23 protein-coding genes and 3 pseudogenes are annotated in these 26,428 nt (G+C 60.1%); 11 read left to right on the top strand and 15 right to left on the bottom strand.

The features are described 5' to 3' along the window. Positions 1-6: 6 nt before the first annotated feature. The gene (locus tag ACIQV9_RS17975; RefSeq protein WP_403104064.1) at positions 7-465 is read left to right on the top strand and encodes a metallophosphoesterase family protein; all 459 of its coding nucleotides are present in this window, start codon (positions 7-9) and stop codon (positions 463-465) included. A gap of 94 nt (positions 466-559) precedes the next feature. Here the strand turns inward: ACIQV9_RS17975 and ACIQV9_RS17970 are convergent, their stop codons facing one another. From ACIQV9_RS17970 to ACIQV9_RS17960, 3 genes are all read right to left on the bottom strand, one after another. After that, complete coding sequence (locus tag ACIQV9_RS17970) at positions 560-1,621, bottom strand: alpha/beta fold hydrolase (protein ID WP_403104062.1); 1,062 nt, start codon at positions 1,619-1,621, stop codon at positions 560-562. A gap of 227 nt (positions 1,622-1,848) precedes the next feature. Then, positions 1,849-2,217 carry a DoxX-like family protein gene (locus ACIQV9_RS17965; protein WP_403104059.1) on the bottom strand — a complete coding sequence of 123 codons (369 nt, stop codon included), beginning with the start codon at positions 2,215-2,217 and terminating at the stop codon, positions 1,849-1,851. After that, complete coding sequence (locus tag ACIQV9_RS17960) at positions 2,214-2,666, bottom strand: thiol-disulfide oxidoreductase DCC family protein (RefSeq protein WP_403104056.1); 453 nt, start codon at positions 2,664-2,666, stop codon at positions 2,214-2,216. Before ACIQV9_RS17960 ends, ACIQV9_RS17965 begins: the two co-directional genes overlap by 4 nt. A gap of 217 nt (positions 2,667-2,883) precedes the next feature. Between ACIQV9_RS17960 and ACIQV9_RS17955 the strand changes: the two genes are divergently transcribed. Beyond that, positions 2,884-3,819 carry a Ppx/GppA family phosphatase gene (locus ACIQV9_RS17955; protein WP_403104053.1) on the top strand — a complete coding sequence of 312 codons (936 nt, stop codon included), beginning with the start codon at positions 2,884-2,886 and terminating at the stop codon, positions 3,817-3,819. 112 nt (positions 3,820-3,931) lie between these two features. On the opposite strand, the pseudogene ACIQV9_RS17950 reads toward ACIQV9_RS17955, so the two are convergent. Continuing rightward, a pseudogene (locus ACIQV9_RS17950) lies at positions 3,932-4,295 on the bottom strand (DUF6124 family protein). A 518-nt stretch (positions 4,296-4,813) separates the two neighbouring features. On the opposite strand from ACIQV9_RS17950, the gene ACIQV9_RS17945 reads away from it, so the two are divergent. Together ACIQV9_RS17945 and ACIQV9_RS17940 are read left to right on the top strand one after the other, a co-directional pair. Further along, positions 4,814-5,254, top strand: a complete 441-nt coding sequence (locus ACIQV9_RS17945) for a DUF1801 domain-containing protein (protein WP_403104050.1) — start codon at positions 4,814-4,816, stop codon at positions 5,252-5,254. Between the two features lie 83 nt (positions 5,255-5,337). Further along, positions 5,338-5,673 (top strand): hypothetical protein, encoded by a 336-nt coding sequence (locus tag ACIQV9_RS17940; RefSeq protein ID WP_074878077.1) that lies wholly within the window; start codon positions 5,338-5,340, stop codon positions 5,671-5,673. Positions 5,674-5,754: 81 nt separating this feature from the next. On the opposite strand, the gene ACIQV9_RS17935 is transcribed toward ACIQV9_RS17940, so the two are convergent. Beyond that, a complete protein-coding gene (locus ACIQV9_RS17935; RefSeq protein ID WP_403104047.1) occupies positions 5,755-7,440 on the bottom strand; it encodes a diguanylate cyclase in 1,686 nt (561 codons plus the stop codon). Positions 7,441-7,742: 302 nt separating this feature from the next. Here ACIQV9_RS17935 and ACIQV9_RS17930 point away from each other — a divergent pair. Further along, a pseudogene (locus tag ACIQV9_RS17930) lies at positions 7,743-8,006 on the top strand (hypothetical protein); the annotation flags it as partial. Here the strand turns inward: ACIQV9_RS17930 and ACIQV9_RS17925 are convergent. Then, on the bottom strand, positions 7,948-8,253 hold the full coding sequence (locus tag ACIQV9_RS17925) for a hypothetical protein (RefSeq protein ID WP_403104044.1): 306 nt from the start codon (positions 8,251-8,253) through the stop codon (positions 7,948-7,950). The pseudogene ACIQV9_RS17930 and the gene ACIQV9_RS17925 sit on opposite strands and share 59 nt — an antisense overlap. A 74-nt stretch (positions 8,254-8,327) precedes the next feature. Next, positions 8,328-8,897, bottom strand: coding sequence for an acyl-CoA thioesterase (locus ACIQV9_RS17920; RefSeq protein ID WP_403104041.1), 570 nt, complete (start codon positions 8,895-8,897; stop codon positions 8,328-8,330). A 185-nt stretch (positions 8,898-9,082) separates the two neighbouring features. On the opposite strand from ACIQV9_RS17920, the gene ACIQV9_RS17915 reads away from it, so the two are divergent. The 4 genes from ACIQV9_RS17915 (at position 9,083) to ACIQV9_RS17900 (ending at position 12,267) form a co-directional block, all read left to right on the top strand. Continuing rightward, positions 9,083-9,472: a c-type cytochrome gene (locus tag ACIQV9_RS17915; protein ID WP_403104039.1), complete on the top strand. Its 390-nt coding sequence runs from the start codon at positions 9,083-9,085 to the stop codon at positions 9,470-9,472. 34 nt (positions 9,473-9,506) lie between these two features. Beyond that, the gene (locus ACIQV9_RS17910) at positions 9,507-10,034 is read left to right on the top strand and encodes a GNAT family N-acetyltransferase (protein WP_403104036.1); all 528 of its coding nucleotides are present in this window, start codon (positions 9,507-9,509) and stop codon (positions 10,032-10,034) included. A 497-nt stretch (positions 10,035-10,531) separates the two neighbouring features. Further along, the gene (locus ACIQV9_RS17905) at positions 10,532-11,752 is read left to right on the top strand and encodes an MFS transporter (protein WP_403104033.1); all 1,221 of its coding nucleotides are present in this window, start codon (positions 10,532-10,534) and stop codon (positions 11,750-11,752) included. Positions 11,753-11,787: 35 nt separating this feature from the next. Then, positions 11,788-12,267 carry a VOC family protein gene (locus tag ACIQV9_RS17900; RefSeq protein WP_403104030.1) on the top strand — a complete coding sequence of 160 codons (480 nt, stop codon included), beginning with the start codon at positions 11,788-11,790 and terminating at the stop codon, positions 12,265-12,267. Between the two features lie 27 nt (positions 12,268-12,294). On the opposite strand, the gene ACIQV9_RS17895 is transcribed toward ACIQV9_RS17900, so the two are convergent. From ACIQV9_RS17895 to ACIQV9_RS17860, 8 genes are all read right to left on the bottom strand, one after another. After that, on the bottom strand, positions 12,295-13,158 hold the full coding sequence (locus ACIQV9_RS17895) for a hypothetical protein (protein WP_403104027.1): 864 nt from the start codon (positions 13,156-13,158) through the stop codon (positions 12,295-12,297). Next, positions 13,155-14,129 (bottom strand): twin-arginine translocation pathway signal, encoded by a 975-nt coding sequence (locus ACIQV9_RS17890; protein WP_403104024.1) that lies wholly within the window; start codon positions 14,127-14,129, stop codon positions 13,155-13,157. The genes ACIQV9_RS17895 and ACIQV9_RS17890 overlap by 4 nt, the downstream gene beginning before the upstream one ends. Continuing rightward, positions 14,126-14,779: an alginate O-acetyltransferase AlgF gene (locus ACIQV9_RS17885; RefSeq protein ID WP_403104021.1), complete on the bottom strand. Its 654-nt coding sequence runs from the start codon at positions 14,777-14,779 to the stop codon at positions 14,126-14,128. The genes ACIQV9_RS17890 and ACIQV9_RS17885 overlap by 4 nt, the downstream gene beginning before the upstream one ends. 8 nt (positions 14,780-14,787) lie before the next feature. Beyond that, entirely contained in the window at positions 14,788-17,331 is a 2,544-nt protein-coding gene (locus ACIQV9_RS17880; protein ID WP_403104019.1) for a bacteriophage N4 adsorption protein A, read from the bottom strand. Beyond that, complete coding sequence (locus ACIQV9_RS17875) at positions 17,328-19,442, bottom strand: glycosyl transferase family protein (protein ID WP_403104016.1); 2,115 nt, start codon at positions 19,440-19,442, stop codon at positions 17,328-17,330. The genes ACIQV9_RS17880 and ACIQV9_RS17875 overlap by 4 nt, the downstream gene beginning before the upstream one ends. Before the next feature lie 12 nt (positions 19,443-19,454). After that, positions 19,455-21,668 (bottom strand): hypothetical protein, encoded by a 2,214-nt coding sequence (locus ACIQV9_RS17870; RefSeq protein ID WP_403104013.1) that lies wholly within the window; start codon positions 21,666-21,668, stop codon positions 19,455-19,457. Positions 21,669-21,709: 41 nt separating this feature from the next. Next, the gene (gene wecB / locus ACIQV9_RS17865) at positions 21,710-22,948 is read right to left on the bottom strand and encodes a non-hydrolyzing UDP-N-acetylglucosamine 2-epimerase (protein WP_403104309.1); all 1,239 of its coding nucleotides are present in this window, start codon (positions 22,946-22,948) and stop codon (positions 21,710-21,712) included. A 599-nt stretch (positions 22,949-23,547) separates the two neighbouring features. Further along, the gene (locus tag ACIQV9_RS17860) at positions 23,548-24,435 is read right to left on the bottom strand and encodes a LysR substrate-binding domain-containing protein (RefSeq protein WP_403104011.1); all 888 of its coding nucleotides are present in this window, start codon (positions 24,433-24,435) and stop codon (positions 23,548-23,550) included. A 211-nt stretch (positions 24,436-24,646) separates the two neighbouring features. Between ACIQV9_RS17860 and ACIQV9_RS17855 the strand changes: the two are divergent. Next, positions 24,647-24,935: pseudogene (locus ACIQV9_RS17855) on the top strand (agmatine deiminase family protein); the annotation flags it as partial. Between the two features lie 207 nt (positions 24,936-25,142). Continuing rightward, positions 25,143-26,069: a Gfo/Idh/MocA family protein gene (locus ACIQV9_RS17850; RefSeq protein ID WP_403104008.1), complete on the top strand. Its 927-nt coding sequence runs from the start codon at positions 25,143-25,145 to the stop codon at positions 26,067-26,069. The last annotated feature ends 359 nt before the right edge of the window (positions 26,070-26,428 follow it).

Genomic DNA, 26,428 nt, shown 5'->3' with positions numbered 1-26,428 from the left:
CGGCGCATGAAAGTTGGTGTGATTTCCGATACCCACGGCTTGCTCCGCGCCGAAGCCCTGGCTGCCCTGGCGGATTGTGAGCAGATCATTCACGCAGGCGACATCGGCAACGCCGAAATACTCGATCAACTCAAGGCTATCGCCCCCCTGTACGTCGTTCGCGGGAACAATGACCTGGATGCACCGTGGGCAGAAAAACTCCCCGACCTTCTTCGTTTCGATCTCAACGGATGGCAAACGCTGCTGGTGCATGACTTTGCCGACGTCCCGGTCGGGCTCGACTCAGCCATTAAGCTGGTGATCACCGGCCATTCGCACAAGCCACGTATCGAGTGGCATGGCGAACGGCTTTACCTCAATCCCGGCAGCGCGGGGCGGCGGCGCTTCAAATTGCCGGTGACGCTGGCGCTGCTGGAGGTGTTCGAGACCTCCCTGGAGTCGCGCCTGGTCTCGTTGCTCGAATAATGTCTGCGGGCTGGATCAACGGGATTTTTTCCAACAAACAACGGCTCGTTGATAAAACGAGCCGTCGTTGTGAAAGGGCTATTTCAGATCGACCTCAAAGGTGATCCGCATCAATCACAGCCTTGGCGAACGCCTGCGGATCTTCCTGCGGCAAGTTGTGGCCGATGCCGCCGCTGATCAGCCGGAACTCGTATTTGCCGGTGAAGCGTTTGGCGTAATCCTCGGGGGCAGGGTGCGGTGCACCGTTGGCATCGCCTTCAAGGGTGATGGTCGGCACGCTGATGGACGGCGCGGTGGCCAGTTTCTGTTCGAGCGCCTCGTATTGCGGCTCGCCCTGGACCATGCCCAGGCGCCAGCGGTAATTGAAGACGGTGATCTCGACATGGTCGGGGTTGTTCAGCGCCTTGGCGCTGCGGTCGAACGTGGCGTCGTCGAACGCCCATTTTGGCGAGGCCAGTTGCCAGATCAACTTGGCGAAGTCGTGGGTGTTTTTCTCGTACCCGGCACGACCGCGGTCGGTGGCGAAGTAAAACTGATACCACCACTGCAATTCAGCCTTGGGTGGCAGCGGGTTTTTACCGGCCGCCTGATTACCGATCAGATAGCCGCTGACCGAAACCAGCGCCTTGACCCGTTCTGGCCACAGCGCCGAGACGATGCCGGCGGAACGCGCGCCCCAGTCGTAGCCACCGAGCACCGCTTGTTTGATCTTCAGTGCATCCATGAAGTCGATGACGTCACTGGCCAGCGCGGCCGGTTGGCCATTGCGAAGGGTTTTATCGGACAGGAAACGCGTATCACCATAACCACGCGCATACGGCATCAATACGCGATAACCCTTCGCCGCAAGCAGCGGGGCGACTTCGTCATAGCTGTGAATGTCATACGGCCAGCCATGCAGAAGAATCACCACCGGCCCGTCGGCCGGGCCAGTTTCGGCGTAGGCCACGTTTAGCAGTCCCGCCTTGATGTGCTTCAGCGGGCCGAACGGGGAAGGGGTTGCATAAGTGGTGTCGGCCTTGATTGCATCCGGCTGTGCGGCGGCGGGCGTTTGCGCGTGGGCAACGCCGAGCGCGCCGAACAGGGCAAACGCCAGGATCGACGAGCTGACCAGGCGGCGGGTGTTGCCGGTTTTGTTTTGCATTGCCATCTTCATGGTGATGTCTCCGTTGCAAGGCGTTGGCCAGGGGTTCTGGCTGAGCCCCTTGAAACCTTGAGAGCATTTGAACGCGGCGACGTGTCTGGCCTGTGTCGAAACGCAGGCCCGGTGAAAACGGATGTATCAAGAGGATAGCCAGACACACTGTAATACATGGCGATGCAGGGAAATTCCGGTTTTGGCCGAGAGACGTCCCGCGCGCGGATTGGTTCACACTTGTTTGCTCAAGCCTTGCTATTCCAGGCCACCGCACACAGCGCCAGTCCGGCCACATTGAGGGTGACGGGATTGAAGGCATCCTTGAGCATGGACGTATTGAAAATCGCGACATCCAGCAGCAGCCCAGCCAGTGCTGTCGAGGCAGTAATCAACGGCCAGGTGATGCGTGGCGCGAGCAATATCCATAAGGCCAGGGCAATCTCCGCGACCCCGGTGGCATAGGCAAACAACTCCACCAGGTCAATGCCATGGGCTTGAATCATGGTTCGCTCGCCAGGACTCAACCACAACAGCTTGGGTACCAGACCATGGTAGCCAAACATGAACGCCAGGCTTCCCCGGGCGATCCAGTGGATGCGTTTCAAGGCGCTCACGTTGGCGTTTTCAAGAATCGACGTTCATGGTCGGGAGTGGGCAACAGGCAGGTGCCGTATTTCCCAAAAAGCCGATATCGATTCAGCGCAATGCGGTCGTAGGCCCAATCGCGCAGCCTGCGTGGGCAGGCGCGCAACAGTCTCAATGGACGCCAGGCGCCGGGCAATTGGGCGATGACTTCGAAGACGGCATCCGAACGCACCCAGTAGTGCCGGTCGCGGATCACGGCCATGGTATCGAATTGATCCAGGGGTAAACCTGCCCACGCCAGCAGTGCCTGCCCCTCGGGCGATTGCACTGCGGCCAGCCGCACGCGTCGGTCGCGGTCGTGGCGGATCAGGAACCTTGCCCAGCCGTTGCACAGTTTGCACACGCCGTCGAACAAGACCACGGTCTCGCCTGGCTGGAGCAAGGGCGCGGGAGAGGGGCGGAGGGTGGGCGCTGGCATAGAGAGGGGTCCATGGGAGGTATCCCGGATCATACCCGCGTGCCAGCGCGAAAGTCTTCACGGGAAGCGGCAGCCTCTATCGAGACTGCCGTTGTACGGTCAATAAAGGGCCTTGTCATCTTGGTGTCACCTAAGGCGTGGCAGGATCATCACAAACCGTCTTGAACACCCAGCGCAACCCGTCCGCGGGCAGATGAATTTGCCAGGAATCTTCACCATGAAAGGAGACGCCTCCCTGTTTGCGGCCATTGACCTGGGCTCCAATGCGTTTCGCCTGATGATTGGCCAGTCGGTCAGACGCAACCAGCAGATCGTGATCCAGGAAGTCAAAACCCTGCGCGAGCCCGTCCGTTTGTCGGAGGGATTCCAGGGCGGTGCGCTGGATGAGTTGGCGTTGGATCGGGGGTGGCAGGCGCTCGCGCGATTTGGCAAAAAACTGCGCGGCTTTGAGGCCGGACGGGTGCGGGCCGTGGCGACCAGCGCGGTGCGCGAAGCGGACAATGCCCAACTGTTTTTGACCAGTGCCGAGCGCCATCTCGGTTTTCGGATTGACGTGATCTCCGGGCACGAAGAAGCCCGGCTGGTGTATGCCGGGGTTGCCCACACGATACCGAGTGCCGCGAGTATGCGACTTGTCGTGGACATTGGTGGTGGTTCCACCGAGTTGATTCTGGGGCAGGGCACCCAGCCGCTGTTGACCGAAAGCATTGCCATTGGCAGCGGCACCTTTGGCACGCGTTACTTTCAGGGCGGGTGCATTACGGCTCATGCCTTGCTGGAAGCCGAGCGTGTGGCCACTGTGCAGTTTGAAAAGGTCGCACGTCGTTACCGTGCACTGGGTTGGCAGCAGTCCATCGGTTCTTCAGGCACCGCGCGGATGCTCGCCAAAGTCCTCAAGGCCAACGGCTTGAATGACGATGGCCAAGCCGGAATCACTTACGGCGGCCTTCTGCGCTTGTCGTTGCGTCTGCTTGAAGCGGGGCATGTCAATCAGCTCGGGTTGGCGGGCTTGCAACCCCATCGCCTGAGCAGTTTGCCGGGTGGGCTGGTGGTCATGCTGGCTGCGTTCAAGGTGTTTGGCATCTCGCAGATGACACCTTCCGAGGCGGAGCTGAGGCTCGGAGTGCTTCATGGGTTGATGGCCAGGCACTGACTGCTTGGGGCAAGGGTTTCGACACCGTTGGTCCCTCGGAGCCGTGAGCGACCCCGAAAGGGATCGCTGCACAGCTCACCGTCAGTTACGCACTCACCACAGCTAGCGGCATTTACTTGGGTAGATCAATTTTATCCAGCACCCGGTTTGCGGTGATCTCCGCCATCATGATGCTGTTGGAAATGCCCAGCAGGGCGTAGCGCGACTCGCCCTCCAGGTGATCCACCAACTGGTGCACCATCACGTCGACCGAGGCCAGGGTCTCGACCAGGTAGACCCCCAGTGTTTCGGCCGTGGCCTCGGGGTCTACGGAAAACAGGGTACTGCGCGTTCTCGGGGTGGCTTTGATGTCGGCGTTCGACGGGAAGTGGAAGTCGGAGGGCGCGTTCGGCGGCTTCGTTGAGTTTTTTGGAATCGATGGATTCGTAGGGGGAAACGTCGTCCGTTTCGGGTGGATTTGGCGTAGGTTTGAACATGGATGAAACCTCTTACGTCGTTTAAATGAAGGCCATCACTCTCGCTACCAAACGAGGGGTGGCGGCCATGCTCAGGTTGGTAGACCGGGACGTAAGAAACCGGCGCGCCCGAAAGCGCCCTGTGCATGACCACCATAAAGCAGAGTCGAACAAACGCTGCGAATCATGGTGCTTAACACCTTACGTATACCCCGGGGCTACCAAACCCCATCGCTGTTTATCAGCGACGGGGAAACGATAAAACCTAGGCTCAAGGCGCACAAGCCGGCGGATTCTGGCGCAGTCGTAGGTAACGGCGCAAGGATGTGTAGCCTGAGAGAGTGACTGGAGATGTCGATTAAACGCCGATGTTTAATCGGACTTCGCCTTCAGGATCGGACGGAAAATAGAGACGTCCCCTTTTCTTCTGCATGGCGGTGATTGCCTGGACGCAAACCGTCAGTCAGCGACACTGGACGGCGGGCAAACGGCAACTATCTTGAAGCGGGCGAAAACCATCCTGAAGGAGCGGCAACTCGATGAAGAAGGAAATGATCGGCGCAAAGGACGGAGAGGGTGAAGAGGCCTCTTCGCTGATAGACGCGAGAATCAAGGAACTGAGCGATTGGCGGGGCGAAACGCTCGCCAAGGTCCGGGCACTCATCCGGCAGGCCGACCCTGACGTAGTCGAAGAATGGAAGTGGCGGGTTCCTGTGTGGTCGCATGCGGGCATCATCTGCACCGGTGAGACGTACAAGAACGCCGTGAAGATGACCTTCGCCAAGGGGGCTTCGCTGGAAGATCCTTCAGGGCTTTTCAATGCCAGTCTTGAAGGTAATACGCGACGGGCGATAGACGTGCATGAAGGGGATGAAATTAATGAGAAAGCGTTGAAGGAGTTGATTAACGCTGCCGTCGCTCTCAACACCTCTCGAACAAAAGCCGCCGTCAACCAAAGGGTGGCAAATCACCTTCTTTAGCTGATACCAATTGGCCATCTCATCCGTTAAAGTGTGCGCCGCCCGAGAGATGGATCCCGGGCAACATCTCATGGAGTTTTTCAGTGAAGTACCTCAGTAAAGTTGTCGCTGTTGCCTTGTTCGGTCTGGTTCTGGCGGGTTGCACCGGCACACCGATGAACACCCAGCATTATGAAAGCAGCCAATACACCGTCCTGGGCCACAGTGAAGCGAGCGCCACTGGCCTGCTGCTGTTCGGCGTGATCCCGATCCAGCAGAACAACCGTTTTGTTCGCGCTCAGAACGCGGCGATCAAAGCCAAGGGCGGCGACGCGATGATCAACACCCAGGTGCAGGAAAACTGGTTCTGGGCCTGGGTCCTGACCGGTTACACCACCAAGATCTCCGGTGATGTGGTCAAGCTGAAAAACGTTCAGTAAGCGCAGAACTTTGCCTGTTGACGCGAAAAAGCCCGGTTTAACCGGGCTTTTTCGTTGCTGGGGTTTGGAGAATCGTGGCGATCAGTGGCGCTCCGTCACCCTGGTCTGCTGCGCCACCCGATTCCTTCCCGACCACTTCGCCTGATAAAGCTGCTGATCGGCGCGTTTGATCAGTGCGGTCGTATTGCTGTCCGATGACTCGGCCAGGCCGATGCCGATACTGACCGTGACGTGCCCGACCGTGGCAAAAGTGGCTGCGGCAATCGCGGCGCGGATCTTCTCGGCAACGACCTCGGGGCTCTCGGGTTCCTCGACCTCCGGCAACAGCACCGCAAACTCCTCGCCACCGTAACGGGCCACGAAATCAGTGGCGCGGGTGTTGTCCTGAATCAGTCGGGCGAGTTGGTGCAGCACTTCATCGCCGATTGCATGGCCGTGGGTGTCATTGATTTGCTTGAAGTGGTCGGCGTCGATGAATAGCAGCGCAAAGGGCCGTCCGGTGCGTTGAAACAGCAGGTTGCACTCGTCCAGTTTCTCGTCGAATCGGCGCCGGTTGTACACGCCGGTCAGCGCGTCGTGGGTGGCCAGCTTCAACAGATCGGCATTGGCCCGGGTGAGGGCGGCGGTGCGTTGCGCAACCGTGGCTTCCAGCGACGCATTGGCCTCTTGCAGCTCGCGCTCCTTGCCGAGCAAGGACTGGGTCATGCCCTGAAGGGACTGGCCAAGCTGGGCAATTTCTCGCACCGAATGGTCCCGGGGGAACATCACGCCGGGTTGTTGGTTCTGTACCTGTTTGGCCGACTTTGCCAGCTTCTCGATCGGGCGGCTGAGGTACAGCGCCAGGTAGTACGCCACCAGGCCGAACACGATGGCGGCAATCACGCCCAGCACCAGTAACTTGTAAAACAGGATGCGTGCGGGCTCAAGTGCGATATCCAGCGGTTGCCGTACAGCGATGTACCACGCAAGGTCGGTGCTCGAGGGGGTAGGCACCGCGACAACGCTGGTCAGGTAACCATTGCCCACTGACCAGCCAGAGGTGTCGGAATGGTTTTCCTGCACCACCGGCATGTCCGACAGTTGTTGCCCCATGAGCGGTTCCGGGTAGAGCACTTTACCGTCGTGATCGACAATCAGTGCTTCCACCTCAGGCGTCGTACCCTTGCGCAGTACGGCGGAGTCAACAATGCGGGTCGCCCAGCTCCAATGGGCATGCGCGCCCAGCACACCGATCACCTGGCCCTCGGCATTGCGAATCGGTGCGGCGAAATCGATGAAACGCAACGGCTCGCCATTGGCGGTGCCCGGCAGCAGCTTGGCCAGCAGGACCGCTTCATGAGGATCGCCGGTATAGGCACCGCGCAACCCAAGCTGAAACCAGGGACGTGCTTTTACCGATTGATTCACCAGAAGGCCATTCACGGCTTGGCGCACACGCCCGTCGGCATCGGCCACGCCCATCCACGCATACTCGGCGCGGGACTGCGAACGCAGCTCCATCGACGACAAGATATCCGGATCGTCCAGGTCACCACGTTTGAACAGCGGGGCGCGACTGAGCAGGGACACTTCGAGTTGACGTTCATGCAGCTGCGCGCCCAACAACTCGGCGGCGGACCTTGCCGTGCTCAACAACGCATTGCCGCTCGCCTGCTTCATCTGCTCGGTGGCGATGTGGCCCACGTAGAAACCGACACTCACCAGCGTGAGCAGTGACAATCCGGCAAACCAGAGTGTCAGGTGGCTTCGCAAGCTGGCTTTGATCATGGGCGATACCTGACGTTTTGAAGTCGTAGCATGGTATGCGCAATGGTCGGGTGGGTGCCAGTGGCGGCGCTTTCATAGCCATTGATCGATACCCGCATTCGCCAGCGCGATGACGTGAAACAGAGTCAGCTGTACACGTCGGACTGAAAAGTCCTCAGTCGGCACGACCGCGCATTTCGGCGAGAATCCGTGCGGCGTCCCGTGCCAGGGGCGAAAAGCAGAAACAGGCAGGATTGGAGCAGTAACGGCTGCGCTCGCCCGAGGATCTAGGGTTGCCGTGGTTGCGCATCTGATTAACGCAAGGCCGGGTGTTTTTCTGGCTGCGTGAAGGTGTGGTGGAGGGACGGGGTGCTCATGTCGGGTTCGTCGCCAATAGCAGGGGTGAGGTCGATGCGGCCTATGCCGCTGCAATGAAAGCAGGCGCTACCGATAACGGCGCTGCCGGCGCACGGTTGCATTACGACCCGAACGATTACGCGACCAACGTCCTGGACCTGGATGGGTACATTAAGGCTGGTGCTGAAGGCACAGCAAGCGCTCGATCTGTGCCAGCTCCCAAGTGCTGAGCAAACTGACCGGGTCGGTGCCGTAACGTTGCCAGCAGTCGAGTTCACCCGCGCGGCCGTCCGGGGCCTGGCAACGTTGGCAGTGCAGCAGGCGATTGCCGTCGAAAACCAGGCTCAGGCGCCAGCCTTCGATATCGACGTGAACGTGGCCGGGCTCGGGTTGTTCGTCGAGCCGTATCAGAGGCCGAACGTCCAGCGCAGCGTCGCGCAACTGCTGGTAAACCTCGCGGGCGGTCAGGGGTGGCACAGGGTTCTCCGGTGAAATCGCGGGGAGCACAGGATAGAGCCTGCGCTTGCCGCTGTCAGCGGATAGCTGGCGCGTTACTCCACCGTCTGGGGGCGTCGGGCAGGCTGACCTTCCTCTTCTCGAAGCTCACGGCTCATGTCGTTGCAGCTTTGCGACCAGTCTGTCAGCCACTGCGGCATCGGTGGCGATTGCTCCGCCAGGCCCAGCTCCCGGGCGAACTCGCCGGGGGCGACCGTGCCTTTGCCTGCACGGAACACGCCGCGCATCACGACCACGCCGACCACGCGTCCTTTGCTCACGAAGCGGTGCTCCATAAAGCTCCACTTATCGTCCCAGCCCAGCATCCGGGTGTGAATCTCGAACACTTCGAACAGCTTCAGCTCGCGACGGAATTTGCCCCAGGTATCGCCAACGATCGGCACCGCTTTGTTGCGCAGCGCCACCCGGAATGCGCCGCTGCGCAGCACGTAGTCCATGCGTCCCAGGTCGGCCAGGGTGAAATAGCGGCCATTGGTCACGTGGCGGTTGAGGTCGAGATCCAGCGGCCAGACACGCAGGCGGATGACGGTAGTGGCCAAGGCATCAACCGGCTTGCGCCACGGACGACGAAACAGCATGAGGAACAGTCGGAACCAGAGATTCATAAGTACGCCGATGATTGAGTGACCGGTGCACTTTAGGCAGGAGGGATCAGGTAAGGTAGGTGCACAAATGACTTTTTTCATGCGAAAAGCGCAATTGGATCATGTATGTACGTCACTCGTTTACGGGCGGACCAATGTTTCGCCGCCAGCGCCACGAACCTGCCATAGATGATCTGGAGCAGGACATGAAGAAAGCCGCAGCACTCACTCTGGTCTTGCTACTTACGGCCGGGTTGTTCGGCGCTCAGGCACAAGCGACCGGCGATCCCGAAGCCGGCGCGACACTGTTCAAACGGATATGCGGTGGCTGCCATCAAGTCGGGGAGTCGGCGCGGGGTTCGTTCGGGCCGCAACTCAATAGCATTTTTGGACGCCCGTCGGGTAGCACGACGGATTATCAATACTCCGACGCCATGAAATCGGCCGGCATCGTCTGGACTCGCGAAACCCTGACTGCGTACCTTGAAGCGCCGAAGGAAGTGGTTCCTGGCACCCGCATGATTTTCTGGGGACTCAGCGATCCGGAAAAGATCGACAACCTGTTGGCGTACCTTCAGACCTTTCAGCCGCAGTAGGGCTTCCCGACGTTCGCCAAGGATGAAAATATCGATGCAACGATCCACCTCGCGATTGCTGTTAAGTCCACCTCGAACCGAAGACCTGGCCAGCCTGTTTGCTATCTACGGCGACCCTGGCACGAACCAGTACAACCCGGCCGGGCCCCTGACCCTGATCGACCAGGCTGAAACGCTGCTGGAAGACTGGATCCGTCACTGGGCCATTCACGGTTACGGACTGTGGGCCATCGCCACTCGTGCTTCCCCTGATTGCGTCATTGGTTTCGGCGGGATTGGTTTGCGAAAGTTTGGCGAGGTCGAGCGGCTAAACCTGGGTTATCGATTGGCCGTAACCGCCTGGGGCCAGGGCTATGCGACCGAGTTGAGCAGGGCGGCGCTTGAATATGGATTCGATGAGCTGGAGGTGCCTGAGATTTTTGCGCTGGTCAGGCCTGCCCACGCCGCCTCGATAGGCGTGCTGGAAAAGATCGGCATGCAGCGTGTCGAGGTGCTGGACGATGTACCGGGGCAGGCGCCCAGTCTTGTTTACAAGATCAGCCTGCCCTTGATTGGGGGCTGATTTTTTGCGCATGAAAAGCCTGGCTGGTTGGGTCGGGCTTTCATTGAGCTCAACGGTGAAGCGATGTTGACTTCGATGTGTCAGGGGTAGACTCTTGGTTTCGATGATTTTCAGAGCTGTAACTTGAATGTTTTTTCTGAATATAAACCCCAGTCATTGTTTTATCTGATAGTTGTTCATGGGTGTGTACTTACATGATGTAGGTGCAATCAATCAATGGAAGTGATGTTGCTCACTTCCGGGAGGCAAGGATGCACGACGAAGTTGCTTTTCTATCTTCAATTCATTGTTTTACTCGTCATCTGTGCGAGCGGCTTTGCTCGAGTGATTTCGCCTGCGCCACTCGACTACATACGCCTGAGTTCAGTTGCAAGTTACGTAACTACCCTCTTGCCTACTAAGTGAAGTGCACATTCAGTTTTCGATAACCCGCCCTCATGGTCTGCATCGCGCACAGCGGGATACATATAAGCGTTAAATAATAAGACGGAGTCGTCATGGCAAATCACTACCGCGAACTGCTCGCAACCCCAGGCGTCACGGGGTTGGTGGTCGCGAGCTCCATTGCCCGTTTGCCCCAGGCAATGATCGGCATCGGCATCATTATCATGTTGGTGCAGCAGACGGGTCTTTATTGGCTGGCCGGTTCGGTCGCGGGCACTTTTACATTAGCGAACGCGATGTTCGGCCCGCAAGTATCGAAACTCGTCGATCGGCGAGGTCAAAGTCGCGTTCTGCCGCTTATGACTGCCTTCAGCGTCGGCATGTTACTGGCGCTGATACTTGCGGTGTATATGAAGGCTCCGCCTGTACTGCTTTTTATTCTTGCGGCACTGGCGGGCACGATGCCAAGCATGCCCGCGATGATAAGAGCGCGCTGGTCACAACTGTTCCGTGGCAAACCGCAATTGCATACGGCCTTTTCCCTCGACACGGTTATCACTGAAATGGCCTTTATTATCGGCCCACCCCTGGCCATTGGTTTGAGCACCCATTTCTTCGCCGAAGCCGGACCGCTGGTGGCCGTCTTGCTGCTGGTCATCGGTGTGACGGCTTTTCTGCTGCAGCGGCAGACAGAACCGAAGGTGGTCGTCGGCGGCAGGAAGAACGCAGGCTCGGCTTTGCTGATCCCCGGCCTTCGCACCATCGTCCTGGCGCTGCTGGCGATGGGTGTGATTGGCGGATCAGTCGATGTGGCTGTGGTTGCCTTCGCCAACGCGCAAGACTGGCCAGCGTCTGCCAGCTTCATCCTGGCCGCCTACGCGCTCGGCTCCCTGATCGCAGGCCTGACGTTCGGTGCGCTAAGGTTTTCCTTGCCGGTTGAAAAACAGTTCTTCGTTGGGGTCCTGGTCACGGCCGTCACCGGCGTACTGCCGATTTTCTCACCGAACGTCTACATCCTCTCGGGGATGCTGTTTGTGGCCGGCATGTCATTTGCGCCAACGATGGTCGTGGTCATGAACCTCGGTACGATCATTGTTCCGCCGTCCAGGATCACCGAAGGACTGACGTGGATGTCGACGGGCATCAGCATCGGCGTAGCGCTCGGTGGCGTGGCGGCGGGCCTGGTCATCGATGTCTATGGCGCGCGGGCAGGGTTTGGTGTCGCCATTATCGCGGGGCTGTTCATGGTGGTGGTCGTGCTTCTGGGGCTGCCTGCACTTCGCGCCACGTCAGCGGTTTGCGCCGAGCCGAGCTTCCAGTCATCAGCCAGCTAGAATGATCATTCCTTCCCCATTGTTGGAGAACCAGAATGGTCAGCAAAAACACGATTTGTCTCTGGTACGACGGCGCCGCGCTGGAGGCTGCAACGTTTTACGCCAAGACGTTTCCCGACAGCGCGGTGGGCACCATCCTTCGTGCGCCTGGCGACTATCCGGCGGGCAAGCAGGGCGATGTGTTGACGGTCGAGTTCACGGTGATGGGCATTCCTTGTCTCGGCCTGAACGGGGGCTCGGGGGTCAAGCACAACGAAGCGTTCTCGTTCCAGGTGGCGACCGACGACCAGGCCGAAACGGACCGCTTGTGGAATGCGATTGTCGGAAACGGCGGTCAGGAAAACGTCTGTGGCTGGTGCCAGGACAAATGGGGACTGTCATGGCAGATCACGCCCCGCGTGCTGACGGACGCCATCAACCATCCTGATCAAGCGACGGCCAAGCGCGCGTTCGACGCCATGATGCAGATGGGGAAAATAGACGTCGCGGCGATCGAAGCGGCAGTCAAGGGTTAACCCGGACTGACGCTGGGGTGATCGACGTTATCGCGCCAGTTGTTCCACCAACTCAGGCGTTACGTAGTGCGGTCCGTCGAACAGGTACAGTAGATAACCGTCATAGGCCGCCAATTGCGGCTTGAGCTCGGCGGCGGTTGCGGAGCGGAATCCGCCACCGAAGTTGGGGCGGAAGGCCTCGACGATGATGCGCACCCGGTCTTTGCCCAAGCGCTGGCGCAAGGCGTCGGCGTAGGTCCTGGCGACCGGTGCGGTGCGGGCGTAGACACCGACGCCGTCCTGGAAGAACACGCCAATGTCATTCGGCAGCCACTGCTTGAGCCATTCGGCCGTGGCGACGGGGCCGATGTTGGCGCCGTCATACACGCTGATCCATAACGGTCGCGGTAACTTGGCCAGCAGGGCAGGCAGCTCCTTGGCGCGGGTCCAGCTGGGGTCGACTTCAGCGGGGAAATACCAGCCGGTGACATGCAAGGGCGTCGGCAATTTGGCGATGCGTTCCGAGACCGCCGCCAGTTGCTCGATGTTGTCCCGTGAGCGGTTCTCGCTGAAATAGCCGGCCAGGCCGAGGATGACGTCTTGCGCCCAAGGGGCCTTGGCGATGCGTGACCAATCGGGCAGAACCGGCACGCTGGGCAGGCCGGTACCGGCAACGAATGCCTGATCGTCGACGACGGTCCATTGCACCAGCAGCTCACGAGCCCCCAGCTTTTCCCAGTGGCCGTTGATGCCGACGGTCTTGTTGTCCGGCTGCCAGACGATGCCGACGATCCCAGGGGTCTGGGCCTTTTTGTCCGTCACGTAGAGCACGCCGGTCCCGGTGCCGAGAATGACGGCAAACAACAGACCCACAACGGTCGCGCGACTGGCGGTGTAACCAATAATGTTCACGGAAGGGCCTTGTTGATGCGCTGATGCCATTGGCTCAGCGAGGTGACGCCTTTGGCGTTCCAGTGGGCTGCGGCATCGGGGCCGAGGTGGAATTGGCCCTCATTGAATTGCCAGACGATCACTTGCGGCTTGTGTTGGGCGAAATCCGCAGACTCCAGGTATTGCAGCAGCGTAGCCCACGGGCCGACATCGCCGGGATTCCAGGTCAGCGCGACGGGACGGTCCAGCGCATTGGAAAGCTTTTGCGTAAAGCCCAGGTAAGGTTGGACAAAGCTGTTGCCGATCACCTGAACCGGTGCCGGTGCGTCATCGATCAGCAAGTCGTTCTGTGCCTGTTGGCGAACGGTGTAGATGTCGCGACCAATCGATTTACGCTTGATAGCCGGCAGGAAATTGCTCGCCAGATCACCGAACGCGCGTCGGTCGAACCACTCGCCCAGCGCCGCGCCACCGCCGGGTTCGCCTTGCAGGCGGTAACGCTCGGTAATCAGTTGCGCCGTGGCGTCGGCGGTGTTTTCCGCGCTCCAGGCTGTCCAGTGGTAGTCGGCGCGGTAAAACGCGGTCTGTTTGCCGTGTTCGGTGCGTTGCAGGACGGGCTTGATGTTCAGCGTGGTCAAGCCTGCCTGGGTCAGGTCGCTCTGTAAGTGCTCGTAGCGCTGCATCACGGCCGGGCTCAAGGGCTGATTGGCGGGCAGGCGCGAGGCATAAAACGGCGCTTTCATTGGCACTACCAATACGACCAGGTCGATGTGTTCCCGGGCAAGGTGCTGCTGGAGTTGTTTGATCAGCGCAATGTTGCGGGTCGCCCCTGGGTTGTCGACCCTTTTCAAGCTTTCCCAGGCCGGGAACAACCAGCCACCTTCGCCGGTAATGACCACCGAGGCCGCTTCAACGCCGGTGCCCGACAGGCTCAACACCACACCGGCGATCAGGGCGGGAACCGGCAAGCGAGATTTCAATTGAAGGGTCATGGCGCGGTCTGGTCGACAAGGCCGATCAGGCGTGGAGCCTGCCGGGAGCCGACCAGGAACAGGCTGTAACGATCGCCGGCCCTGAAGGGCGCCAGCTTGAACGGCAGGCTGATGTTCTGCTCGCAACTGGCAACCAGCGTCGCTTGCACCGGGTTGATCGTGCGCTGGGCCTGGCCGTTGAACGGCACCTGATTGAACACAGGGGCATGGTTAGCCAGTTTGACCCCGGCCTTTTCGCAACCGTTGGCCAGGTTGTAGAGGTTGAGTTCGGCGCGCAGGTCTTTGCCGCGCAGCGGTGGGTCGATGACCAGGCGGGGTGCCCGTGCCGGGTCGCTGTCGAGAATCAGCGTGACCCACGCACTTTTCGGTGCGCTCAGGCCCTTTATCTCGCGACCGTTGACGGTCACTTGTAGCGGCTGTCGCGAGTCCACGACCTGAAAAGGACTGGCCACCGTGGCTTGGGTGGAAAGGGCGAAACTCGCACCCTGGCCCACCTGGACCTGCATGGCGGTGTCGGAGGGGTTGACCACCCGCACCCACGCGGAACCCTCGGGCAGTTTTGGCGCGTACAGCTGGGCAATTTCAGGGGCGGCGTTTGCCCAAATCGGTATCAAGCCAAGCCCCAGCCACAAACAGAATCGAATGTTCATGCAAGTCCTCAATAGGAATAAGTCAGGCGACCGAAGACACCTTGAGCGCGATCATCGCCCAGCACCTTGACGCGGTACTGCAGGGAGAAGTCGACATAGGAGCGGGGGGCGTTGTATGCATCTTCGCGGAACCAGTAGCGGACGTTGTTGCCGACACCGACGCCGCCGGCCTTGCCGGACGATGAGTCCGACTTGCCGTCGGAGTCGGTCCCGCTGTTCATCTTCGAGTCGTAATCGAACGCGGCCACCACATGGGGGAACGTCACCCAGCGCGAGCCTGCGCCACCGATGGCATAGCTGCGGCCGACCTGCCATTCGCTGTTGAAATAGTCGCGCGAGTCGTTGACGTAATGTCCGGCTTCAGCGAACAACTGCGAGGTCCACCAGCTGGAGGCATCGACCCGAAGATCAGTCCCGACGCTTGCGCCATAGCCCAGACGCAGCAACCAGTCACCGTCGACGTCCGACGACCCCAGGGGGAAGGTGCGCTCGACGGCGGCCATCACGTTCAGCGACGTGAAGGGTTTGACCCGTACACCCACGGCGCCTTGCAACGCATCGAAACCGGTGTCCGAATCGCTGTTCTTGCTCCACAGCGTGTCAGTGACGCGTCCGTAGAGTTCGACAAACCGTGCGTTGCGATAGCCCAACGGGCGCCAGGACAATTCGGTGCTGTTTTGCAGGCTGTCATTGCTGCCATTGCCGCCGCTCGGCGCTGAGCTCAGGCCGCTGCTGGTGCTGTTGCCGCGATAACTGGTGGTGTTGGTCAAACCCCAGGTGCGTGATACATCGGCCACGGCGCGGCGGGTGTCGAACAGCTGCTGCGGGGACAGGTCCAGGTCGCCGGAATGCTGCGCGTCGATGACACGCTTGAAGTAGCTGACGGCTTGCTCGTCGTCATTTACCCGCATGGCGTTGTAGGCCGCATCCTGAGTGGCTGTCGGCGTGAGACGGGTGTCGGCATCGGCCTTGCGGAACGATGCGTGGGCACCGTCATCGTCGCCGGCCTGGACCGACAAGTAAGCGATTTGCAGGTCGCTCATCGATTCCAGTTCGCCGGTGTCCCGCGCTTGTTGCAGCCGTTCGCGCGCGGTTCGGCGCTGGCCGATGGCGCTATACAAACTGGCCTCTTCGTAAGCGGGCAGGCTGCCCAGCGCCAAGGCCCGGGTGAAGTCCTGGCGAGCCCCTGCGTCGTCACCTGATTGCTGGCGCAGACGACCGCGTTGGGCCAGCAGCCGCGCATCATCGCCGGTGAGCTTGAGGCCCTCGCTGGCGGCCGCAATGGCTTCTGGCACTCGTTTCTGGTCACTCAAGGCGCTGACGAGCAACCGTCGATACGCCGGATTCTGCGGCGCACGGGCAATGGCTTCGTTGGCCAGGACGACGGCCGAGGCGGGATCTTTGCCAGCCAGGGCCGCATAGGCCTGGCCGGCCTTGTCGGTTCCACCGTCGCGCTGGTTGCCCGGCCAGATATCGCAGACCAAACCGAAGGCGGTTTCCTGACAGTTCAGGGCCGGGGCCGGGAACTGGGCAACAGCGTTAAAGCCGTTGTTTTTCTGTCGCAGCGCCATTCGGGCGGCGGTACGTCGGCGGGCCACTTCGCCGCCTTCGTCGTCGGCCAATGGTTGCAGCTGATCGATCGCCCGCTGGGGCTCGCCATGGGCCAGCGCGGCGTCGGCGGCGAAGAAACGAATGTCGCGGGTTTCCGTTTCCAGCAGACCATCGATGGCCAGGGCGTGATTCAGGTCAGCCTGGGCTGCCGCTGTTTTGCCCTGACGATCCAGAGCGTAGCTGCGCAGAATCCACGGTGCGATTTCGCCATCGTCCTGAGCCAGTGCGCCGGACGCGGCCAGCTCGGCCCCTCGGTATTCCTTGGCCGCGAGCAGGGCGCTGATCAGCAGCTGCTGATTGGCACCGATTTCAGGCGCCCAGGCGACGGCTTTCCGGGCCTGTTCCACGGCCAACGGCACTTGGCCTTGCTCCAGGGCGCGATAACCCTCGACTGCCAACGGTGCGGCCAATTGCCGACGAATCGCTTCGCGGCGCATCAGCAAGGTGTCGTCGTCCGGGAACACGGCCAGTGCCTGGGTGGTGGCTTGGTCCGCTTCCTGCAGATGCTGTTGACGCTGCAACGACTCGATCAGCAGCAATCGATAATCCATGCGTTTGGGTGCCTGAGCGATGGCTTTGCGTGACGCCTGCGCCGCTGCACCGAAATCGTCGCGATCATAGGCCTTGAAGGCCTGGGCCGCGGCGCCGAACCCGGGCGCCTGACGCGACTGCGGGTAGCGCTTGGGATGATCACGCAGGTCCTTGTCGCGTTGAGCCAGCACGATCAGCGTGTTCAAACGGGTGATGTCGGCGCGCTGACGCAGCGCTTCGCGGGCCTTGGCGATGGCCAGGTCGTAGTCTTTGCGCTCGTAGGCGCTGTACGCCTCGTTGGCGGTGACATAGGCCGGGCCGGTCAACGGCAATGGCAGCGTTTCGGCATGAGCCAGCACAGGTATCAGGCTCAGCCCCGTGGCCATGAGGATCAGCAAGGGGCGATTCATGCCGGAAGCTCCGCAGGGTAGTGGCTGTGCTGACGTGCCACGGCCTTTTCGATGGTGGCGCGGGGCAGCACGCCGTTGTCGACCAGATAGTCGCCGATGCGTCCGTGACGCTGCGGGCGGTACTGCAACATGGTGCGGTTGAACACGTCGCGATCCAGCAGGCCCATTTCGATCAACAGATCACCCAACAGTGGCGCGCGGGCATCCGGTAGGGACTGGCCTTCGCGCACGTTCAGCAGGCGCAACTGCGCGACGATTTCGCTTTCCCGGGCAATCAGTTGCACCGGCTCGCTGCCCAGTACTTCGCTGACTTGTTGCAGACCTTCGGCCGGCAACGGACTGGCCACGGCCAATTGTGCTCGGCCGTCGGCATTCAAACCCACCGGCACCACACGCCAGCGCAGCGCGAATTCATCATCCAGGGTAAGAGTCGACGCCTGCGCCTTGTGGGCCACATCGAACACCCGCGGCAGGTCGTTCTGGAAGGCGATGGCTTCGGCCAGTGTCTCGTCGTCCAGCCAGCCATTGCTGAGCAAGATCCGCCCCAATGGCATGTGCCGGGTTTTCTGTTCGGCGAGGGCGCTTCGCAGGTCGTTTTCGTTGATCGCCTGCCAGGACAGCAACACGCTGCCCAGTTTGCGCGGGGCGGCGGCGACCAGGTCGGTGGAGGGGAAGTCGTGCATGGTCTTGTCCCACACCAGTTTGCGGTTCATGACCTTGCCGACCAGGAACATCCGCCAGGCCCGTGACGCGGCCATGAAGTTGACGAAGTTGCCCACCACCATGCGCGGGATCGACAGCAAACCGTGCTGCCAGCCGTACAGCACTGTGGTGAAATAACAGCGGTGCGCAATGCGCCAGGCCAGCGCGACACCGTTGGCCAGCAGCAGGTAGTAGATGAAGCCGTTGGTTTCGAACGGCGTCGGGAAACTCACGTCCCACAAGCCGCTCTGGCGCAGGATGATCAGGCCCAGCAGCTGCACCAGAATCACATAGGCGATGATGCTGACGAACGCCGTCACCACGCCTTTGCGATCACGGAACAGCAAATAACGGTTGGCCAGCGAGCCGTTCCAGCCCATTTGCTCCCAGCCTTGCAGACCGATGCCCAGTGTCCAGCGGGCCTTCTGGCGGAATGCGGTGCGGAAGGTATCGGGAAAGAATTCGCGCACGCACAACGGCATCTTCAGGGTCGATTCGTAAGGCTTGCGGAACCAGGATTTGCGCAGCACGCGAAACTGCACCGGGAAGCGCACGAAGATCGCGTTCATGCCGACCTTGGCCAGGCGTGCGCCGACGTCGTAGTCCTCGGTAAGGCTGTCGGTGTTGAACGGCTGGTTCTGGGTTTCCCCGGCCAGCACGCGCAAGGCACGATGGGAAAAACAGGTGCCGACCCCGGCGGACGGTACCGTGTCGGTCATGCTTTCACGCACCACCAGGTCCTTGCCGTGCCATTCGGCAAATTCGTCCATGTAGGTGCCAGCCACCCATTCGTACCAGTTGCGCTCCAGCGACACCACGGGCAACTGGATCATGTCCTTGCGCGGCAGCAAGTAGTTGAACAGACGCAATTCCATCGGGTGCAGTACGTCTTCGCTGTCGTGCAACACGACGCCGGCGAAGGTCATGCCGTGGGTTTTCTCGTGCAGGAAGATCGCCTGGATCACCCAGTTCAGGCAGTCGGCCTTGCAGGTCGGCCCGGCATGCGGGACTTCCACGCGATGCAACTGCTTGTAGCGCCGACGCATGCGCTCAACTTCATCGATGGTGCGCTGGTCGTTGATGTAGGTGCCGACGAAAACCACATAGTTCTGGTAATCGAGGGTCGACACCATGTTTTCGATCATCGGCGCGATGACGTCATATTCCAGCCAGGCCGGGACCATGATTGCCAGCGGCTGTTCATCCCGGGCCATCAACTGCTCGGCGGTCAGCGGCCGGTATTTTCGGTCCGCGGTGAACTTGCGAAACAGGCGGCGAGACCAGTACCACAGGTCTATGAACAGATCGTCCAGGCTGGAAATCAGGATCAGCACCGCGACCACGATGGTCGAGATCTCCAGGAAGCTGTAGTAGTGGGCCAGCCAATAGGGCCAATAAAGCGACGTCATCGAAGGGTTCCGTTACTGGCGATTGCGACGGGCGTTACGGCCAGCCAGCAACAGGATGAGAACCAACAGGATGCCACCCGGAATCAGCCACAACAGCGACGGTGTCCGCCAGGCGTCCAGGCCCTTGGGTTCTTCGTTGTCGATCAATTGGCTACCGCTTGGATCTTGAGTGTCGAAAGTGGTCAGGGCGCCGTTGTCACCGAGGATGGCTACGTCGCCGCGGGTCAGCAAAATCTGTTTGGCGAAGCGTGGCGTGTCATTGCCCAGCGCGCGATAGACCATGCCGTGCTGGCCGCCGGCATCCACCACTTGCAACGAGGCCAGGTGGTTAAGGGGATGTACGTCAAGCAACACTTGATCCTTGTGATTGATGCGCAGGCGCCCCTGTTCATCAACCTGCACCGACTCCTTGCTGTCCTTGATCGGCAGCTCGAAGGCGAGGAAGGCCTTGTCCAGCGTGACCGAGGCTTTCGGGTCGGTGACGACCTTCAATTGCGCCCGCAGCGGCGAGACACCGGCGGCATCGGCGACCGAAATCACCTGCGGCAAGCTGCTCGCCGGGTGCTCGAGGTAGGCCCGCGGCACGAGGATTTGCGTGTCCTCGGCAAAGCGCGCGGCCATGCCGGAGAAGTCATTACCCAAGGCGGTTTTTTCCAGCACGATGTGGCTGGTCGGCAGTACCGACACCGGGAAGGCTTGCGGCGTTTCCAGGCAGCGATCACTCACTGGCTGACGCTGGAACGACACGCGCAGCACGTTGGTCGCGCCCACGGCGTAACGCGGGATGCGCGCTTCGATGCGTTGCTTTTCACCGTTGGCCACCAACTGCTGCGCACCGATCAGGTAGTCGTTGAGAAACAGCGAGGCCACCGGCGCAGTGTCCGAAGCGCCGGGCGCGGCAGACACGTCGACCACAGCCTTCACCGGCAAGCGACCGTCGTAGGCCACGCTGCCCAGAGGGAATGAAGTGCTCCAGTCGGACTTGGCCAGCACGTCGATAGCGCCGGGATTACCACCCAGGCGCGACAGCGCGACACGGCCGTCGGTACTCAAGGGCAGCTGCGCTTCGCTGACGGTCAATTGGCGACTGCGTGCCAGTTTGTTCCAGGCTGTGCTGAACAGGGCCAGCGCCTTGCCGGTGGCATGCGGCGCGATCATCAGTACCGGGCGCGTGCCCACCAGGGCCAGACGCACATTGTCTGTGCCATCGGCGGCAAGGCCGGCATTGATATGCTTCTCACGCCATTGCGTGAAAGCGTTGGCCGCCGTGGCGTCGAGGCCCTGGATCTGGCTCTGCAGCGCGTCGAGGGATTCATTGACCGCTTGGAGCAGTTGCGGGTCGTTGACCGCCAGATCCGCCTGGACGTTCGGCGTCTGGCCCAATACCAGCAATGCGCCGATCTCCGCCGGGTTCGCCAACGTGTGCGGACCTTTGCCGTTGAGGCTGGCGAACGCTGGAATACCTTGCAGTTCGGCCGGAATGCGCAGACCGCTCAGGTCGACGCTGTCTTGTACGGCAGGGAAGGGCAGAATTTGACTGCGCTTGCCAATCCGCTCCAGTGCCACGCCCAGACGCCACGCCGAATCGTAGCTTTCGGCGGATAAGGTGCCGGGCGCGACCATGATCCCTGGCTTGCCGGGCAATGCCGTCCACGCTGCCCCGACGTCCCGCAACTGGCTGGCGTCGTAGCTGTAAGTCAGGCGAGTGTCCGGTTCGATACGCAAGACGTTGCCGATGGCGCGTTCGTCTTCGCATAGCACGCGGGACACGATCGATGACCAGGCAATGCCCAGGCGCACCGAGCCGCTGTCCCGCGCTTTCTTGTCCACGCCCAGCGTGGCGCTGGCGTCACCCTGAGGTTCGCTCAGGCCCTCAGCGCGCACCGGATAACCGTCCAGCGATAGGAGCAGCGTGTTGCGGCCACCTTCGCCATTGAGGTAGCTAGCGTCGAAATTCAACGTGGCATCTGTCAGCGGAACACCTGCCGGCACCGGCAGATACAGCTCGCGGCGGGCATCGGTGGAGCCGAGGATGATCGGTGCGTCGATCCCCAGATCGCTCAAGCGCACCTCACGCTCTTGTCGGGTGTCGGCGTTGAGCCGGTTGATCGCCTGGGTGAGCGGGCTGTCCGCGGCCAAGGCAAAGGTCGGCATGAGCGCGAGCAGGCTCACGCCACAGGCAAGGGCGCTGAGTGCACCCGTATGGATGGCAACGGAAGACTTCATTCAGGTAGATCTCGAGCTGATAAGGGGAGGAGCGGTTTGGTTTATCGAGAGGTAAAAGCCGGGTAATTTTTCTCGGACACAGACTGTGCAGACGGGTAGTGCAGGAACTTGGGCAAGGGCAGGCCGGCCACGATGAAATCGTCCACCGGGCGGCCCATCAGGGCATCGACGATGCGCGCGCTGGCCTTGCCGTCGCCGTAAGGGTTGGCCGCCTGGGAGCAACGACGCCACAGCAAGTCGTCATCGAACAGCGCGTTGACGCCGGCGATGATCGAGTCTGGCGAGGTGCCGACCAGGCGCACGGTGCCCGCCGCGACAGCTTCCGGGCGTTCGGTCACATCCCGCATGACCAGCACCGGTTTGCCCAGGGACGGCGCTTCTTCCTGCACACCACCGGAATCGGTGAGGATCACATGGGCCCGTTGCATCAGGCGCACGAAGGCCAGGTAGTCCAGCGGCTGGACCAGGTGCACGTTGGGCAGATCGCCCAGATGCTCGGTGACCGGGCCCATGACATTCGGGTTCAAGTGCACCGGATAAACGATCTGGATATCCGTGCGCCGGGCCAAATGGCTCAGGGCCTTGCAGATATCCAGGAAGCCTTCGCCGAAGTTCTCCCGACGATGCCCGGTCACCAGCAGGACCTTGCGGCCGGCCTGCAGGAACGAGAACTGTTGGTCCAGGCTGGCACGCAGGTCGGCGTCCTGTTCGATGCGCCGTGCGGTCATCTGCAACGCGTCGATCACCGTATTACCGGTGACGAAGGTGCGACCCTGCAGGCGTTCGTCGAGCAGGTTCTGGCGCGACTCGTGGGTTGGCGCAAACAGCATGTCCGCACCCAGGTCGATGCAGCGGCGGTTCATTTCTTCCGGCCACGGGCTGTAGATATCACCGGTTCGTAGCCCGGCTTCCACATGGCCGACCGGAATGCGTCGATGGAACGCCGCCATCGCGGCGACCATGGCCGAGGTGGTGTCGCCGTGCACCAGCACCCGGTCCGGGCAGGTCATTTCCAGCACGGGGTCAATTGCGCCGTAAAGCGCCGCCGTCAGCGAGTTGAGCGTTTGATGCGGCGTCATGACATCGAGGGTGTGATCGGCCTTGAGGTCGAACAGATCCAGCACCTGTTTCAACATGCTTTGATGTTGGCCGGTGATGCATATCTGCGAGTGAATGCCGGGTTCCGCAGCGAGGGCTTTGACTAACGGCGCCATCTTGATGGCTTCTGGACGGGTACCGAAGATCGAAAGGATTTTAATCCTTGAATGATGGCGAGCGATGATGCCTTCCTCGCGCAGTTTTAGTGCGCAGCACAATGCAGGCTTAAGTTTTATTGAGACTTGAGCAAGCTGTGTTATCTGAGTTTTGATTAATGCCGGGAGATCAGCGTGGCGCTGATGATCACTTCATGTGAGAGGGTGTATCGCCTGTAAACCCGGAAGCGGCGGGATTATTAGCATCGAAGGGAAATGTTTGAAAGAGTTATATGAGGTTTTTTATTTAATAAATAAGTTTGAAACTTTTGTAATTGTGGTCTGTCTTTTTTTGGTTTTGTGTTTTTTAAAAAGTTTTGTTTTGGTTGTTATTCGCGTTTTAAGTGGTTGATTTTAATGTGGATTATTATTGTGTGTCCGTTCGTCGGTACGCGTGAATTATTGTTTGGTTGTGACAGTCGCGATTGACCGTATTCACGGTGTTGTTTTTTAAGTGTCAGTCACTTATATGGCGCCTGAATAATGTCACGATACACTGGATGATCTTTTTGAACTAATAAAGTTTCTTGTAAAAGCGCTGTCGCGCAAGAGTAGTGGGCAGAGTGTTCTGTTGTGAAATGGGAACTTCGCCGAGGTACTTAACTGGCGAACTTTCGCGCACCCATTCATGTCGCAAGTGCGGACGTCGTCTGGTTCGCTGCCTCCAGGTTACTCAGCAGCCATTCGACGAAGCTTCGTGCCAACGGATTGTTCTCGCTGTCACGGTGATTCAGCAGGGCCCAGTTCGGACCGCGAATGGTGTCTTCCACCAACGGTTGCAACAGTCCGCTATCGCGCGCTGGCCGACTCAATAGTTGGCTGACCAGCGCGATGCCAAGCCCCGAGCACGCCGCGTCCAATAGCAGGCCGGGGTCGGAGAAATTCAACCCCTGATCCTTCTGCCCGACATCAATGCCAGCCTCCACGGCCCAATGACTCCAGTCCATTTCTCGCTCGCCGTGAAGGGTGGTGCGCTGCTCGACGGGCACCGCCAGCAGGTCCGGGTGACAGGCCGGGTAGAGGCGGTCGGCGTGCAGCACCTTGAAGCTGCACTCGGCCTGGGAGCTGATGTCGTCACGCACCGCGAGGTCGATGGTCTGGGTGGTCATGTCCGGGACTTGATCGGTGCTGAAAATCCACAGGTCGACTTCCGGGTGCTGCCGGCGAAAATCATCCAGCCGCGGCAGCAACCAATGACGGGCGAATGTCGGCGTGGTGTTGAGCACCAGTTGGTTGGGTTTCTGGTATTGCCCGAGGCGACGAATGCCGACCGCCAGTTGCTGCAACAACGCCTGGGTGGTGCTGAGTAAATCGTGACCGGCGTCGGTCAGGCTGACGCTACGTCCACTGCGAAAAAACAACGGCTGCTCAAGGTACGCCTCCAGCGTGCGGATCTGCTGGCTGATGGCCGACTGGGTCAGGTGCAACTCGTCGGCAGCCTTGTGAAAACTGTCCAGGCAGGCGGCGGCTTCAAAGCCACGAAGGGTGCTGAGCGGAGGCCAGTGCTTGAGCATATTGATAAGGTCCTCTAATCACTTTTCTGCAAAATCCATCGTTTGTTGGCCCTGTTTTGCAGCCATAGCATGCGTGCCAAGACTGCGAAGGCAGTTTTCATTGAGCGCAATGACTTAACTCAAGGGTGCTTGTCATGCAGCAGAGCGAACTTCAAAACAGTGGCTGGTGGATGCCGGCAGTGTCGGTCATTGCCAGTCTCGGCGCCGCAGCGTGGTGGTCGCCAACCTCGACAACGACCCCGATTCATACGACCGAAAAGTGGCATTGGCGCATTTGGATATCCTCAAAAACGCCACCGATGCCGACGGTCGAAAGCTGCAAGTGCATACCCTTTCGCCGCCGCTCACTCCACGCAAAAAGCCAGTGCAATAGCAATAGCCCAGACTTTGCTGCCGGTTACATCAATTACTGTTTGGTGAATGGCGCGATCATTGCGCCCGAGTTTGGTGACAAGGCGGCGGATGCGAAAGCGTTTGACCTGTTGTCGCAGCTGTACCCAGCAATGCATTCGCGATACAGGCTTCAGTGATGACACAGGTGGAACGAGGCAATCGCTGTTATTCAGCCGCGGACGTTAACAGGGATGGCAGCGCTCAAGCTTGGGTGCTGGATGGAACGTAAGCACGTCATCAATGACTTCCCCGCTACACAAACGTAATCTTGCCGATTCGACAACTAAAACAAGACAAAGAATCAGGAGTCATTGATGCAACCGATCCGTCTCGGTCTGGTGGGCTACGGCAAGATTGCCCAGGACCAACACGTTCCCGCGATCCACGCCAACCCCGCGTTCCAGTTGGTGTCTGTCGCAACACAAGGGCAGCCCTGCGCCGGGGTCGAGAACTTTCAGTCCCTGGGCGAGCTGCTCGAAAATGGTCCGCCGGTCGATGCGATTGCGTTTTGCACGCCGCCACAAGGTCGCTTCGCTCTGGTGCAACAAGCGCTGGCCGCTGGCAAGCACGTGCTGGTCGAAAAACCGCCGTGCGCCACGTTGGGTGAAGCGATGGCCTTGGTGAGCCAGGCACAGGAGCAAGGCGTCAGCGGTTTGTTCGCCTGGCATTCACGCTACGCGCCCGGCATCGAAGCCGCCCGTGCCTGGCTGGCCACCCGCACCCTGCAGAGCGTGCAGATCGACTGGAAAGAAGACGTGCGCAAGTGGCACCCCGGTCAGGCATGGATCTGGCAACCCGGCGGCCTGGGTGTCTTCGATCCCGGTATCAATGCATTGTCGATTGCAACCCATCTGCTGGCGCTGCCGCTGTTTGTCGAGTCTGCCGAACTGCGAGTCCCCAGCAACTGCCAGTCGCCGATTGCCGCTTCCATCAAAATGTCTGACGCCCGTCACCTCGACGTCCGCGCAGAGTTCGATTTCGACCACGGTCATGAAGAACTCTGGAGCATCGTGATTCGCTGCACCGAAGGCACCCTGCGACTGGACAACGGTGGCGCACTGTTGAGTATCGATGGCGTGCGTCAAGCCGTATCGGAGGAGGGCGAGTACGCGGCGGTGTATCGACATTTCCAACAGCTGATTGGCGACAACGCCAGTGACCTGGACCTCCAGCCGCTGCGACTGGTTGCCGACAGTTTTTTTGTCAGCAGTCGGGTGTCGGTTGAGCCGTTCTACGATTAACGGCCGCTCGGGTAAAGGCAGAGGCAAGCGTCAGTCGGCAGAGAACCCGAAAATGGCGACCTTGGTTTCCTGCCCGGTTCTTTCTTGTGTGGGCGGGTTGTCTGGAAAAGAATTTTTAGCTGGGGGTTGACCACGTATTTAGATGCTGTACTATTCGCCTCCCGCTAACGAGCAGTTTGATGTTTGCTCTGGCTTAAGCGATTGATTTTATTAGTAAAATTAGAAGCTTTTTAGGGTTGCTATTTGATTGGGTGCGCTGTAAAGTGCGCGCCTCGGTTGAGACGAAAGATCTTAACCAACCGCTCTTTAACAACTGAATCAAGCAATTCGTGTGGGTGCTTGTGGAGTCAGACTGATAG

Source organism: Pseudomonas sp. NPDC099000 (assembly GCF_044759925.1).
In the GTDB taxonomy this organism is placed as follows: domain Bacteria; phylum Pseudomonadota; class Gammaproteobacteria; order Pseudomonadales; family Pseudomonadaceae; genus Aquipseudomonas.
Note: the sequence above shows the minus strand (reverse complement) of the source record. Positions and strands in the feature narration are given on the sequence as shown.

Bases quoted from the DNA above. Each gene is read 5' to 3' on its own strand.
- ACIQV9_RS17975 (WP_403104064.1), top strand. From the start codon at position 7: ATGAAAGTTGGTGTGATTTCCGATACCCACGGCTTGCTCCGCGCCGAA.
- ACIQV9_RS17970 (WP_403104062.1), bottom strand. From the start codon at position 1,621: ATGAAGATGGCAATGCAAAACAAAACCGGCAACACCCGCCGCCTGGTC.
- ACIQV9_RS17960 (WP_403104056.1), bottom strand. From the start codon at position 2,666: ATGCCAGCGCCCACCCTCCGCCCCTCTCCCGCGCCCTTGCTCCAGCCA.
- ACIQV9_RS17955 (WP_403104053.1), top strand. From the start codon at position 2,884: ATGAAAGGAGACGCCTCCCTGTTTGCGGCCATTGACCTGGGCTCCAAT.
- ACIQV9_RS17945 (WP_403104050.1), top strand. From the start codon at position 4,814: ATGAAGAAGGAAATGATCGGCGCAAAGGACGGAGAGGGTGAAGAGGCC.
- ACIQV9_RS17935 (WP_403104047.1), bottom strand. From the start codon at position 7,440: ATGATCAAAGCCAGCTTGCGAAGCCACCTGACACTCTGGTTTGCCGGA.
- ACIQV9_RS17920 (WP_403104041.1), bottom strand. From the start codon at position 8,897: ATGAATCTCTGGTTCCGACTGTTCCTCATGCTGTTTCGTCGTCCGTGG.
- ACIQV9_RS17915 (WP_403104039.1), top strand. From the start codon at position 9,083: ATGAAGAAAGCCGCAGCACTCACTCTGGTCTTGCTACTTACGGCCGGG.
- ACIQV9_RS17910 (WP_403104036.1), top strand. From the start codon at position 9,507: ATGCAACGATCCACCTCGCGATTGCTGTTAAGTCCACCTCGAACCGAA.
- ACIQV9_RS17905 (WP_403104033.1), top strand. From the start codon at position 10,532: ATGGCAAATCACTACCGCGAACTGCTCGCAACCCCAGGCGTCACGGGG.
- ACIQV9_RS17900 (WP_403104030.1), top strand. From the start codon at position 11,788: ATGGTCAGCAAAAACACGATTTGTCTCTGGTACGACGGCGCCGCGCTG.
- ACIQV9_RS17890 (WP_403104024.1), bottom strand. From the start codon at position 14,129: ATGACCCTTCAATTGAAATCTCGCTTGCCGGTTCCCGCCCTGATCGCC.
- ACIQV9_RS17885 (WP_403104021.1), bottom strand. From the start codon at position 14,779: ATGAACATTCGATTCTGTTTGTGGCTGGGGCTTGGCTTGATACCGATT.
- ACIQV9_RS17880 (WP_403104019.1), bottom strand. From the start codon at position 17,331: ATGAATCGCCCCTTGCTGATCCTCATGGCCACGGGGCTGAGCCTGATA.
- ACIQV9_RS17875 (WP_403104016.1), bottom strand. From the start codon at position 19,442: ATGACGTCGCTTTATTGGCCCTATTGGCTGGCCCACTACTACAGCTTC.
- ACIQV9_RS17870 (WP_403104013.1), bottom strand. From the start codon at position 21,668: ATGAAGTCTTCCGTTGCCATCCATACGGGTGCACTCAGCGCCCTTGCC.
- ACIQV9_RS17860 (WP_403104011.1), bottom strand. From the start codon at position 24,435: ATGCTCAAGCACTGGCCTCCGCTCAGCACCCTTCGTGGCTTTGAAGCC.
- ACIQV9_RS17850 (WP_403104008.1), top strand. From the start codon at position 25,143: ATGCAACCGATCCGTCTCGGTCTGGTGGGCTACGGCAAGATTGCCCAG.